The sequence below is a fragment of the Flavobacterium restrictum genome (genome assembly GCF_007097245.1).
GTDB classification, from domain to species: domain Bacteria; phylum Bacteroidota; class Bacteroidia; order Flavobacteriales; family Flavobacteriaceae; genus Flavobacterium; species Flavobacterium restrictum.
This window is the reverse complement of the sequence record NZ_VJZT01000022.1, coordinates 18,850-30,972: the sequence shown is the minus strand read 5'-3', so window position 1 is coordinate 30,972 and position 12,123 is coordinate 18,850. Positions and strand designations below refer to the sequence as shown.

Annotated in this window: 12 protein-coding genes, 1 tRNA gene and 1 pseudogene; 6 read left to right on the top strand and 8 right to left on the bottom strand. The window is 36.2% G+C overall.

Annotated features, from left to right (window positions below; translation table 11 throughout):
- The 7 genes and pseudogenes from FNW21_RS14970 to idi all read right to left on the bottom strand — a co-directional run.
- Positions 1 to 194: pseudogene (locus FNW21_RS14970) on the bottom strand (DUF4294 domain-containing protein); the annotation flags it as partial.
- Between the two features lie 118 nt (positions 195 to 312).
- Positions 313 to 386 (bottom strand) — tRNA-Thr (locus FNW21_RS14965).
- A gap of 78 nt (positions 387 to 464) precedes the next feature.
- Positions 465 to 731 carry a hypothetical protein gene (locus tag FNW21_RS14960; RefSeq protein WP_144257562.1) on the bottom strand — a complete coding sequence of 89 codons (267 nt, stop codon included), beginning with the start codon at positions 729 to 731 and terminating at the stop codon, positions 465 to 467.
- 64 nt (positions 732 to 795) lie between these two features.
- Positions 796 to 1,764 (bottom strand): type I phosphomannose isomerase catalytic subunit, encoded by a 969-nt coding sequence (locus FNW21_RS14955; protein ID WP_144257561.1) that lies wholly within the window; start codon positions 1,762 to 1,764, stop codon positions 796 to 798.
- 61 nt (positions 1,765 to 1,825) lie between these two features.
- Entirely contained in the window at positions 1,826 to 2,287 is a 462-nt protein-coding gene (locus FNW21_RS14950) for a peroxiredoxin (RefSeq protein WP_144257560.1), read from the bottom strand.
- Positions 2,287 to 2,697 (bottom strand): 6-pyruvoyl trahydropterin synthase family protein, encoded by a 411-nt coding sequence (locus FNW21_RS14945; protein ID WP_144257559.1) that lies wholly within the window; start codon positions 2,695 to 2,697, stop codon positions 2,287 to 2,289. The genes FNW21_RS14950 and FNW21_RS14945 overlap by 1 nt, the downstream gene beginning before the upstream one ends.
- Positions 2,698 to 2,747: 50 nt before the next feature.
- Positions 2,748 to 3,275: an isopentenyl-diphosphate Delta-isomerase gene (gene idi, locus FNW21_RS14940; protein ID WP_144257558.1), complete on the bottom strand. Its 528-nt coding sequence runs from the start codon at positions 3,273 to 3,275 to the stop codon at positions 2,748 to 2,750.
- Between the two features lie 223 nt (positions 3,276 to 3,498).
- Between idi and FNW21_RS14935 the strand changes: the two genes are divergently transcribed.
- From FNW21_RS14935 to FNW21_RS14920, 4 genes are all read left to right on the top strand, one after another.
- The gene (locus FNW21_RS14935; protein ID WP_144257557.1) at positions 3,499 to 4,125 is read left to right on the top strand and encodes a TetR/AcrR family transcriptional regulator; all 627 of its coding nucleotides are present in this window, start codon (positions 3,499 to 3,501) and stop codon (positions 4,123 to 4,125) included.
- Positions 4,115 to 5,443, top strand: coding sequence for a TolC family protein (locus FNW21_RS14930; protein WP_144257556.1), 1,329 nt, complete (start codon positions 4,115 to 4,117; stop codon positions 5,441 to 5,443). Before FNW21_RS14935 ends, FNW21_RS14930 begins: the two co-directional genes overlap by 11 nt.
- A gap of 12 nt (positions 5,444 to 5,455) precedes the next feature.
- Positions 5,456 to 6,535, top strand: coding sequence for an HlyD family secretion protein (locus FNW21_RS14925; protein WP_144257555.1), 1,080 nt, complete (start codon positions 5,456 to 5,458; stop codon positions 6,533 to 6,535).
- Between the two features lie 64 nt (positions 6,536 to 6,599).
- A complete protein-coding gene (locus FNW21_RS14920; RefSeq protein WP_144257554.1) occupies positions 6,600 to 8,183 on the top strand; it encodes a DHA2 family efflux MFS transporter permease subunit in 1,584 nt (527 codons plus the stop codon).
- Positions 8,184 to 8,315: 132 nt separating this feature from the next.
- On the opposite strand, the gene yaaA is transcribed toward FNW21_RS14920, so the two are convergent.
- On the bottom strand, positions 8,316 to 9,074 hold the full coding sequence (gene yaaA, locus FNW21_RS14915) for a peroxide stress protein YaaA (RefSeq protein WP_144257553.1): 759 nt from the start codon (positions 9,072 to 9,074) through the stop codon (positions 8,316 to 8,318).
- 173 nt (positions 9,075 to 9,247) lie between these two features.
- On the opposite strand from yaaA, the gene FNW21_RS14910 reads away from it, so the two are divergent.
- Entirely contained in the window at positions 9,248 to 10,681 is a 1,434-nt protein-coding gene (locus FNW21_RS14910; protein ID WP_144257552.1) for an amidohydrolase family protein, read from the top strand.
- Between the two features lie 146 nt (positions 10,682 to 10,827).
- The gene (glgA, locus tag FNW21_RS14905; RefSeq protein WP_144257551.1) at positions 10,828 to 12,054 is read left to right on the top strand and encodes a glycogen synthase; all 1,227 of its coding nucleotides are present in this window, start codon (positions 10,828 to 10,830) and stop codon (positions 12,052 to 12,054) included.
- Positions 12,055 to 12,123 lie beyond the last annotated feature (69 nt).

The following is a 12,123-nucleotide window of genomic DNA, read 5'->3' as shown; positions in this document are numbered from 1 at the left end:
ATCCACGACTCGGTTAGTTTGTCATAGTCAATCGCAACTGCTGGTGGCTGGTTTTGCAAACGACCCGACTCAAATGCTCGTACCAAAATAGTTTCGATTAAATAATCCTCGTTGTCTATATATGGTGAGTAGGGTTTCTTGAGAGACACTCCTATTGTATGATTCAACATTTCCTGATGAAATTTGAATCCCATCTTAATTTTTATAGCTCTACAGGTTTTGGGATTGATCCAGATTGATCCCTTAAGTATATATTCTAAACTGCTGTAAAAACAAAAAACCGTAAGCTTTACACTTACGGTTTTATTAAAGAGCCGGCGGAGGGACTCGAACCCACGACCTGCTGATTACAAATCAGCTGCTCTAGCCAACTGAGCTACGCTGGCGACTCATTACGGGTGCAAATATAAGCCTGAATTTGAATTTTCCAAAATAAATTCAGACTTTTTTTGCTCTTTTTTTTACTACAATTCGTTGATTTTAGCAATCAATTGATTAGCAGTTTGTTCCAATTCAACATTAATTTGTTTGAAGTGTGCTTTTTTATTTTCAACTTTCTTTTCGTTCACTTTGGTGATTAAACCATCAAAAGCAGCGATAGCTTCATCGATTAAAGCATTAGTTTCGGTAGTTGGTTTTCCTGTAGTTGAAATTTCAAACAAGTAAACTGCTTCAATAATATCTCCTAAAACGTAGTTGATGTCTTTTTTTAAATTCTTAACGTTTGCCATTTTTATTTTTTTTTAAAATTTTAATTTGCGTGTGCAAAAGTACATATAATCTTTGTATTCTCGGCTATGAAATATAAATTTCTAAAACAGAAGCTTTTCCGTTGAGAATAAAGGTATTCATTCCTGCAGGAATCAAAACGGTATCTCCCTTTATATATTTAAAAACTGTATTGTTGTATTCGATTTCAAAAAAACCATCCACACACATATAAACAGTGAACGTAGTTCCCGATTTATATACGGTTACGACTCCATCTAAAGGAATGAAATTAGTTGTAAAGTAAGGACAATCAACAACAGTATTGGATTCATTAGTGATTTTAGCATACTCTTTTTGAGTTTCTACTTTATTATAATTGATAGCATCCAAAGCTAAATCGACATGTAGTTCTCTTGTGTTTCCTTGTGCGTCTACGCGATCAAAATCGTAAATTCGATAGGTAATATCCGAAGTTTGCTGAATCTCGGCAACTACTAAACCTGCGCCTATAGCATGTACTGTACCGGTTTCTAGAAAGAATACATCACCTGCTTGAGCCATTTTCGTGTCTAAAATAGTTAGTAAGCTTTTGTTTTTTAGACTTTCTACATATTCGGCAGCATTGGAATTTTCTTTAAAACCAACAATGATTCTCGCATTTTCATCGGCTTGCATGACATACCACATTTCGGTTTTACCAAAAGAATGGTGGCGTTTTTGAGCTAATTCATCATTAGGATGTACTTGTATAGACAAATCTTCACGCGCATCCAGATATTTAAAAAGCAATGGAAATTGTTTGCCAAATCGCTCATGCACTTGAGTTCCTAAAACTGCATCAGGAGAAAGGTCAATTATTTCATTGAGTGATTTGCCTTGCCAATCGCCATTAGCAACAATACTTATGTCGCCTGGAACGGTTGAAATTTCCCAGCTTTCGCCAGTAATTTTGGACGTTATTGGTTTGTTGAGTACTGTTTTTAGCTTCTCTCCTCCCCAAATTCTATCTTTTAGAATGGGTTCAAATTGTAATGGATATAGTTTTGAGTGCATTGTTATTTTTTTTTCAAATTTCTAAAAAATACAATACCAAATGTAATACTATTTTTAACTTTTATGATACTAATTTTTTAATAGCTGCCAATGCTTTGGGAATGTGCTTGGTAGCCATTAAACTATTATCAAAAATCAGTATGATTACTCCCTTTTTATCTGTTACATAAGTGACTCTTCCAGGCATGACGCCAAACAAACCCGTTGGTACTCCAAAGCGTTTTCGGATACTTTTATCGACATCGGCAATTAATATAAAAGGCAATTTGTATCGTTTAGCAAAGGCATCGTGCGAAGTAGCGGTATCACTACTAATGCCTATAACCTCGGCACCTAAATCTGTAAAATCCTCGTATTGGTCTCGAAAACTGCAAGCTTGTGCCGTACAACCTGGCGTATTGTCACGGGGATAGAAATAAATAACAAGCGGCTTTTTGCCAATATATTGGTGGCTATCAAAATCGTTTCCCTGCGCATCTTTTGCTGTAAAATGAGGAATTACATCCCCTACTTGTAGTGCCATTATACTCCTTTATAAGTTACAAAATTTCGAGGTGTTTCATAAAGAACCACTTCTAGATTTAGTGTTGGTTTGATTTTTTTTCGGATTTTGTTCCAAATAACCACTACAATATTCTCGGCTGTAGGGTTTAGATTTTCGAATTCAGGAACATCCAGGTTCAAGTTTTTATGATCAAATTCATTTTCGACTTCTTCCTTTATAATATCAGTCAAAAATTTCACATCCATAACATAACCTGTTTCTGGATCTATTTCGCCAGTAACGCTCACAATCAATTCGTAATTATGCCCATGAAAATTTGGATTGTTGCATTTTCCAAACACAGCATCATTTTGTTCGAAAGTCCAATCCTTGCGATACAATCGGTGTGCGGCATTAAAATGTGCTTTTCTAGAAATAGTAACTCTCATGTTGATTTTGGATTTTAGATTTTGGATTTTAGATTTTTAATTCTAAAATGTTAAATTGTATGTTCTTCTAGAAAATGATAAAATTTATCGAAAATTATCTTGAACCAAACGGTATAAATATCAGGATGAAGCAGCATATCTTGTTTTACTTCCTCGATTTTCATCCATTTCCAGTTTTCTACTTCTTCTGGGTTTATAATTGGGTTTTCGTTGTAATACCCAATCATGACGTGATCGAGTTCATGCTCGGTCAAACCATTATCAAAAGGGGCTTTGTATATAAAATGAAAAAGTTCTTCGATTTTAGTTTTGAAACCCATCTCTTCATACAATCTTCGACTTCCTGCTGCAATGTTGGATTCCCCATCTCGTTGATGACTGCAACAGGTATTGGTCCATAACAACGGGGAATGGTATTTATGATGCGCTCTTTGCTGGAGCATGATTTCTTTTTTATCATTCAAAATAAAAACAGAAAAAGCGCGATGCAAAGTCCCTTTTTGATGCGCTTCGAGTTTTGGCATAAGCCCTATTTGTTGGTCTTGTTCGGTTACCAATATTACTTTTTCTTCTTCCATAATAGCTTTTAGTGTGTCAAAAATACAAAAAAGAAAAACAATGAAGATTGCTTTAACGTTCTGTTTTATTTTGTTGAAGTGTATTTATTGTTGTAACAAAAGGAATTGTTAATTAACGCTTTTTTTAGCTCTAAAATTATGTTAAAATTACGTTAATTAATATTTAAACAACCGTTTAAATTAAACACTTGTTTAATTTTGAAACCAATTAAAAAATCATCCCTTGAAAACCGATTTCAACGAGAAACAAATTCAGATTTTTCAGGTAGCAGAAACGCTATTTGCCGAGAAAGGATTTGACGGCACATCGATTCGAGATATTGCCAAAGAAGCCAAAATAAATATCGCTATGGTATCCTATTATTTTGGGTCTAAAGAACGTTTACTGGAGGCATTAATTGTTTACAAAACCTCTGATTTAAAGCTCCAACTGGAAAGTTTAATTCAAGAAAGCATCGAACCCATAGAAAAAATAAACCGATTGATTGAACTTTATATCCATCGAATTAATTGCAATAGAGGTATTTATCGCATTGTACATTTTGAATTTGGAACGAAACAAAGAGATTCTAATCTTCAAGCTTTTGCCGAAATTAAAAAAGGAAATCTAAAATCATTGGAAACTATTATTGAAGAGGGTCAAAAAAAAGGGATTTTCAGGAAGGATGTCATTATTCCTTTAATTACCCCAACAATCTTGGGTACTTACTTTCATTTTCATATCAACAAACCTTTTTTCGAGAATTTATTGAACCTCAATACCGAAGAATTGTATAATAATTACATCAAAATCAATTTGACAAAGCACATTCAACAAACAATAAAAGCCCTTTTAATCTATGAAAGTTAGTAAATACATGCTCTTTGGGATTTTCTTTGTCGGAATTTCCTCGATCGTAGCACAAGAAAAAACGAATCTTAAATTGGAAGACGCCATTCATTTGGCTTGGACCAAAAGCAACGAAGTATCGTTAGCCAATACCAAAGTAAATACTCGAAAATACGAGCTTGCGGCTACAAAAAACAATCAATATCCTGATTTTAAAATATCGGGACAATACCAGCGATTGACCAATGCCAACGTTGATTTGAAAATAAATCAAGGTTCCTCTAGTTCTGGAAGTACGCCAAAAGTAGACCAATTACTCTTGGGTCAGGCAAATGCAAGTCTTCCTGTATTTGCTGGGTTCAAAATCCAAAATAGCATACAACTTCACGATGCGTTATACGAGGCCGAAACAGCATCGGCATTGCAAACCAAAGAAGATGTGGCGATGAAGGTGGTCAATTACTACGCTAGTTTGTATAAAGCTCAAAAAACGGTGGAACTGTTGAAAGAAAACCAAAAAAGAGCGCAACAACGTGTGGTTGATTTTACCGATTTAGAAAAAAACGGTATCATTCCTCGAAATGATTTACTGAAATCACAATTACAAGTTTCAAAAATCCAGCTGTCTATTGATGATGCTACCAACAATTTGAATATTGTAAATTTCTATTTAGTAACACTTTTAAAATTAGATCCCGAAACCAAATTAGTAGTTTTAGAAAGTGATTTTGCTAATTTCAGAATGGATAATGTTCCTCAAGACGAAGCACCCGCACTACAAAATCGTAAAGATTTAGAATCCGTACGCTTGCAAGGAAAAGCAAGTCAATCGAATATAAAAATTGCCAAAGGAGCCTATTACCCTACCCTTACACTTATTGCAGGATATACCGCCCTGAATTTAAAAAACGTGATAACCGTTGAAAATGCCATGAATATTGGTCTCGGGGTATCCTACGATTTGAGTGCCATTTTAAAAAATAGTACGCTCGTAAAAGTAGCCGAAAGTAAAGCTACAGAATCACAAAACAGCGAAGCTATACTCACCGATTATATTAAAGTCGAAGTGCAAAAAGCTATTGAAGATTATCAATTAGCACTCAAACAAGATGTGGTTTATGGGCAAGCGGTAGAGCAATCCTCTGAAAATTACCGCATAATAAAGGACAAATACGACAACGGACTATCGGACACGAATGATTTACTCGAAGCTGATGTGGATCAATTGGGTGCCAAAATCAATAAAGCATTAGCAAAAGCCAATATTATTCAAAAATATTATGAGTTGCTTGCCGTTACTGGACAATTATCACAAACCTTCAATCTTTCAAAAATATAATCATACATCAACATGGAAAAGAAAAAAACAAACGCCAAATTTATAATTATCCTAGTGGTTTTGATCGTTTTAGGAGGTACTTACGGAACTTACAAATACATGCATTCCTTGTCACACGAACAAACGGATGATGCACAAATAGAAAAAAACATGAATCCTATTATCCCGAGAGTTTCTGGATATGTCAGCAAAGTGTATGTAAAGGATAATGATTATGTAAAAAAGGGAGACACCCTTTTTACGATTGACAAAAGAGATTACCAACTAAAAATTGAAGAAGCTACTGCTGCAATGGTAGGCGCCGAGGGAAGTTTTGAAGTTTCAAAAGCGGATATTGGAAGTGCACTGGCTAATATTTCGGTTTCGGATGCCAATGTACAATCAGCGGGAGGGAATATCGAAACTGCCAAAATTAGATTGGGACGCATCACTAGCGATTACAATCGTTATGAAAATTTGTATAAAAATCATACTATAACCAAGCAACAATACGAGCAAGCACTCGCTGCGAAACAAGAAGCCGAGAGTCAAGTTCGGATTTTGCAACAGCAAGAAAAAGCAAGTCAATATCAAAAAACGGTTATTGAAGCCAAATCTAAAGTGTCGAATAAACAAACGGAAGTCGCTGCCGCCAATATCAAACGTGCCAAAGCCTTATTAGATGCTGCCAAATTGAATTTGACTTATACCGTAATTACCGCTGCTATTGATGGTCAAGTTTCAAAAATTGACATTCAACCAGGACAATTAGTACAGCCAGGACAATCCTTGTTTTATATCATTAATAATAATGAAGCGTGGGTGGTTGCTAATTTTAAAGAAACACAGTTGAACAAAATGATCGTAGGCCAAAAAGTAACCGTAACAGTTGATGCCTATCCTGACTATTTATTTGAAGGAACGGTTACTTCATTTTCGCCAGCAACGGGCTCAAGATTTTCGCTATTACCACCTGATAATGCCACAGGAAATTTTGTAAAAACAATCCAACGCTTACCCGTAAAAATTAGTTTAAACAAAACCAACGATCCGGAAAAAATAAAATTACTTCGTCCAGGAATGAATGTAGCTGTTGATGTTCATTTAGAATAACACAACTGTAGTTGCATCGATTAAGAAAAGTGTCATCAAACGGTAGTTTAGAATTAAGTATACAATGGTACAAACAGGACAAGACGATTTAGTAGAATACGGATTTAGAAGAGTAATTATTACAATAACCTGCGTGCTTTGTGCCCTGCTGGAAATTGTAGACACGACTATTGTAAACGTGGCACTAAACAATATGCGAGGAAGTCTTGGAGCCACACTTACTGATGTGGCTTGGGTCATTACAGCCTACGCCATTGCGAATGTAATTGTTATTCCCATGACAAGTTGGTTGTCGCAACAATTTGGCAGACGCAATTATTTTGCAGTTTCCATTGTGATTTTTACAGTTGCCTCGTTCTTGTGTGGCAATGCCACTAATATTTGGGAGCTCGTTGCTTTTCGATTCATTCAAGGTCTTGGTGGAGGTGCTTTATTAGTAACCGCACAAACTATCATTACCGAAAGTTACCCAATTGCCAAAAGGGGAATGGCGCAAGCTATATATGGTATGGGTGTTATTGTTGGCCCTACACTTGGCCCGCCATTGGGTGGGTATATTGTGGATCATTTTTCGTGGCCTTATATTTTTTATATCAACATCCCTATCGGTATTGTGGCTACTTTGCTGACCGTAACTTTTGTCAAAAGTCCAAAATTTGGCGAAAAACTAAAAGCCAGCCAAGTCGATTGGTGGGGTATTGTTTTTCTGGCATCTTTTATTGGTTCGTTGCAATTTGTATTGGAACACGGACAGCAAGACGACTGGTTCAATGATGCCCTGATTGTAACCTTAAGTGTAGTTTGTGTTTTTGGTCTGTTGCTATTTGTATGGAGAGAAATGACCTATAAACACCCCATAGTCAACCTAAAAGTACTGAAAGATTCCAACCTTCGGATTGGGACTGTGATGTGTTTTATACTAGGATTTGGTTTGTATGGCTCCACTTTTATTATTCCTATTTACACCCAATCCGTTCTAGGATGGAGTGCTACCGATGCTGGTTTATTACTTATTCCGAGTTCTATAACTACTGGAATTATGATGCCTATTATAGGTAAAATGATTCAACGTGGCATACCGCAAGGCTATATGGTGGCGTTAGGATTCTTAATGTTTTTCTTTTTTACTTTTTGGATGCAACATGTTATTACGCCCAATGCTGGTGGTCAAGATTTATTTTGGCCTTTGATTTTAAGAGGCGTTGGATTAGGTTTGCTATTTGTACCCATCACGACCCTTTCGCTTTCAACCCTTTCGGGGAAACACATAGGCGAAGGAGCAGCTTTTACTGGTATGATGCGACAACTGGGAGGTTCGTTTGGAATTGCGATTATCACCACATTTATTGCTCGATTCAATCAAGAACACCGCGCTAATTTAGTCACTCATTTAGACGTCACTTCTTTTGAAGTCCAAAAAATGGTGCATCAATTGCAACAAGGATTTATGTCCAAAGGCTACAGCGAGAATATTGCCTTGTCCAAAGCGTACAAAGCAATTGAGTATAAAGTCATGACTCAAAGTGCCGTGCTCTCCTATATGGATATCTTCTTGTATTTAGGAATTATGTTCTTGCTGTGTATTCCCATTATCTTTTTGATAAAAAAAGCAAAAAATAAAATCAATCCCGCTGATGCAATGCATTAATTTTTAATTGATGAAATGGCTATCAAAAATAACACTGATGAAACGGATTTTTAATATTGCCGTTTCGAAAAATCATCCCAGATACAATTCATTACGGTTTTAGGATTCGCTATTATTGGCTAAAAAAACACGCTATCGCGTAAAAACCAAATGATTTCCTTGTGATAAATTGGCATCAAATTGATAGCCTTCGTAATCAAAACCTTTTAAATCATCTATAGTTTGCGCATTGGTATCAATAATATACCGCACCATCATTCCTCTAGCTTTTTTGGCAAAAAAGCTAATTATTTTTAGTTTTCCGTTTTTATATTCTTTAAAATCTGGGGTGATTACGGGTACTTTGAGTGTTTTTACATCAATCACCGAAAAATATTCGGTGCTGGCCAAATTGATAAACAATTCGTCCTTGGTTAATTCTTTGTTCAGCGCTTTGGTAACTATTGGTTTCCAGAATTCATACAGGTTTTTGCTTTCGCCAATAGGCAATTTTGTCCCCATTTCTAATCGATACGCTTGCATTAAATCCAATGGTTTCAAGTAGCCATACAAGCCTGATAAAATTCGCAAACGGTCTTGTAGTACGGGAATTTTATCAGCAGGAATGGTAAACGCATCCAGTCCTGTGTAAACATCACCATCAAAAGTGTACACCGCTGGACGGGCATTTTCAGTCGAAAAAGGAGTTTTCCAAGCTTGGTTGCGCTGCCAATTCAAATCCGATAATTTATCTGAAATTGCCATTAATTGTCCTAATTCATTGGGCGTTTTTTGTTTCAAAACGCTATGAACAAGTCTGGATTCTTTCAAGAAAGTAGCTTCTGAATGTTGCTGAACAGGGAGCGTTTTATCGAAATTTAAAGATTTAGCTGGAGAGATTACAATTTTCATAACAGATTCCCTTTCGGATTTTTTTTTAAATATTTTCAAAAGTACGAATTGAAAGCAAGAAAGTACCACAAGCGGTATTGAATTGTTGAATAGCACCATCATTTTTTTGAATTGTAATGCCTTTTATTTATGTATTTTTGAATGCTAAATAAAAACCTAATTTTCGCTCAACAATGACAAAAATCATCCTAAAACAGTTATTCTTGCTAGTATTTTTAACTTTATACAGCATTGGTTTTAGCCAGAACGCCACTCTTTATTTTGAAAAAATCAGGAATAACGAAGCGGAGCTTACTGCTTTTTTTGCACAAATGCCCAAAGGTGGCGATTTACACCATCATTATTCAGGAGCCATTTATGCAGAACCGCTTTTGGAATATGCCATTGCGCAAAATTTATATTTGAATTTAGAGACCATGCAGGTTGAAAAGGAAAAACAAGCAACGGGAACTTGGATGCAATTTAGTTCCCTAAAAAGCAAAGGAGAATTAGAAACCTACAAGCAACAAATACTCCACAAATGGTCTGTAAAAGACTATAATAATGTTGATTATCCTTCGGACAAATTGTTTTTTGAATCCTTTGATAAATTCTGGGCAGCAACAAAACCAACTTTCAAAACTGGATTATTAGAACTAAAAAACAGAGCTATCGTTGAGAATGTGAATTATATCGAAACGCAATTATCCACCATTCCTTGTGATATGAATACGGATGATTTAGCAATTACCTCCTCGAAATTAAGGGAATTAATGCTTGTTAAGGATGAGAAAGCCCTATTTCGTGCGCTTGATTTGGTGTACGATCAACTGATTGCTAGAGGTGCAAATACGTACGCAGCTACATTTAACACAGAATTTATAAATGCGCTTCATGAGGAGTTAAAAATGGACGACTCGCGTTTTACCATGCGGTACCAAAATTTTGTCTTGCGTTTTATGGAACCTATTGATTTGTTCAAAAATCTTGTTATTGCCTTTATTTCGGCCAATACTGATCCATTAATTGTGGGCGTCAACATTGTATCGCCAGAAGATGGCGAGACATCCATGAAAGATTATCAGTTGCACATGTTGCTCTTTAAATACTGCCATGCTAAATTTCCCAATGTAAAATATGCGCTCCATGCTGGCGAATTAACATTAGGACTCGTACCTCCCGAAGATTTGACTTGGCATATAAACGAAGCGGTTTATACCGCTGGCGCCAATAGAATTGGGCATGGTGTGGATTTGGCTTACGAGAAAAAACCCTATGATTTATTGCGCTATATGACCAAAAACAAAATCGCAGTCGAAATGAATTTGGTTAGTAATGAATTTATTTTGAAGGTAAAAGAAAACCGCCATCCCATACTGTTGTACAAAGATTTTGGTGTTCCAATTGTTATTAGCTCTGATGATGCTGGGATTTTGAGAACCAATTTAACCGAACAGTATGTGCTATTAGCCAAAAGATACAAGTCCCTTTCCTATGCCGATATTAAGCAATTTGTCTACAACAGCATTACCTATAGCTTTATTAAAGAAAAAAGCGTAAAAAATCAATTGCTTAAAGATTTGGATAAAAAGTTCAAAGATTTCGAATCCAGTTTGCCGCAACAGTAGTTCAGCATTTTTAAATGGTTTTATTTTTTTTGGCAAAGAATTTTCTAAACTCCTTTTTTAATTTTGACTTTCTAATTAATATTCATAAGTTTATAGTAAATCTTTACTATAAACTTTTTTACTTCAAAATATAAAACCGAATCCAAATGAAAATAGCCCTTTTTAGCAATGAATTCCCACCCAATATCTATGGTGGCGCTGGTGTACACATTGATTTTTTGAGTCAAGAATTAGCCAAATTAGGTTCAGTAGAAGTGAGATGTTTTGGCTCTCAATCCCAAAACATGTCGAATATGCACGTTCTAGGCATTACGTCTTCCTTGACCAAAATGGAAGATCCAAACAATTCGCACATCAAAATGTTTCATAACTTGAGCAAAAATGTCGAAATGGCGCAAGCCACACCCGATGCGGATATTATTCATTGCCACACTTGGTACACTCATTTAGCCGGTGTTTTCTCTCGGGAATTGCTTCAAGTCCCCCTTATTTTGACAACCCATAGTTTAGAAACACACCGCCCTTGGAAAGTAGAACAATTAGGAAATGGCTACTTTTTGTCCCGATGGATTGAGCAGCAAGCCTACACCACTGCTGATGGTGTTATTGCTGTAAGCGAACAAATGAAACACGACGTGATTGAGGCCTACGGAGTTGCCCCCGAAAAGGTGACTGTGATTCATAACGGTATTGATCCTGAATTCTACCAACCTACTTTTGATGCCGCTTTGCTACACGAATATGGTATTGATCCAGAAGTTCCATTTGTCCTTTTTGTGGGCAGGATTACCCGTCAAAAAGGGATTTCGCAACTCATAGCAGCGGCCAAACATTTTAATAAAAACTGCCAAATCGTTCTCTGTGCAGGAGCACCTGACACCCCAGAAATTGCCGCCGAAACCGAAGCGCTAATCGCTGCGCTAAAAGCCGAAAGAGATGGTGTGATTTTGATTTCAGAAATGCTGCCTCGTGAAAAAATAAAAGTCTTATACAGCCACGCTCGCGTATTTGCTTGTCCGTCGTTATACGAACCATTTGGAATTATTAATCTCGAGGCCATGGCTTGCGAAACGCCTGTAGTAGGAAGTTTTGTAGGTGGTATTCCCGAAATTATTGTAGAAGGGCAAACAGGCTATTTAGTGCCGCTCGAAAGTGTTTCGAGAACCGATTTTAATCCAGCAAATCCGGATGCTTTTCAAAAAGATTTTGCTGCCAAAATCAACATTTTGTTAGACGACGAAGGCCTTGCTTTACGTATGGGAAAAGCGGGAAGAGAACGTGTTTTGAAACAATTTAGCTGGGAATCCATTGCTAAAACTACTTTTAACTATTACCAAGAAGTAATCAATAAATTCGAAAAAGAAAAAGCATAGTCTAAAATTCTTTAAAGACAACACCCGTAACATTCCTAAACCGATTTTTACGGGTATTTTTTTTTCGGA

Coding starts and splice junctions, on each gene's coding strand:
- FNW21_RS14960 (WP_144257562.1), bottom strand. CDS start 731: ATGGCAAACGTTAAGAATTTAAAAAAAGACATCAACTACGTTTTAGGA.
- FNW21_RS14955 (WP_144257561.1), bottom strand. CDS start 1,764: ATGCACTCAAAACTATATCCATTACAATTTGAACCCATTCTAAAAGAT.
- FNW21_RS14950 (WP_144257560.1), bottom strand. CDS start 2,287: ATGGCACTACAAGTAGGGGATGTAATTCCTCATTTTACAGCAAAAGAT.
- FNW21_RS14945 (WP_144257559.1), bottom strand. CDS start 2,697: ATGAGAGTTACTATTTCTAGAAAAGCACATTTTAATGCCGCACACCGA.
- idi (WP_144257558.1), bottom strand. CDS start 3,275: ATGGAAGAAGAAAAAGTAATATTGGTAACCGAACAAGACCAACAAATA.
- FNW21_RS14930 (WP_144257556.1), top strand. CDS start 4,115: ATGAAAGTTAGTAAATACATGCTCTTTGGGATTTTCTTTGTCGGAATT.
- FNW21_RS14925 (WP_144257555.1), top strand. CDS start 5,456: ATGGAAAAGAAAAAAACAAACGCCAAATTTATAATTATCCTAGTGGTT.
- FNW21_RS14920 (WP_144257554.1), top strand. CDS start 6,600: ATGGTACAAACAGGACAAGACGATTTAGTAGAATACGGATTTAGAAGA.
- yaaA (WP_144257553.1), bottom strand. CDS start 9,074: ATGAAAATTGTAATCTCTCCAGCTAAATCTTTAAATTTCGATAAAACG.
- FNW21_RS14910 (WP_144257552.1), top strand. CDS start 9,248: ATGACAAAAATCATCCTAAAACAGTTATTCTTGCTAGTATTTTTAACT.
- glgA (WP_144257551.1), top strand. CDS start 10,828: ATGAAAATAGCCCTTTTTAGCAATGAATTCCCACCCAATATCTATGGT.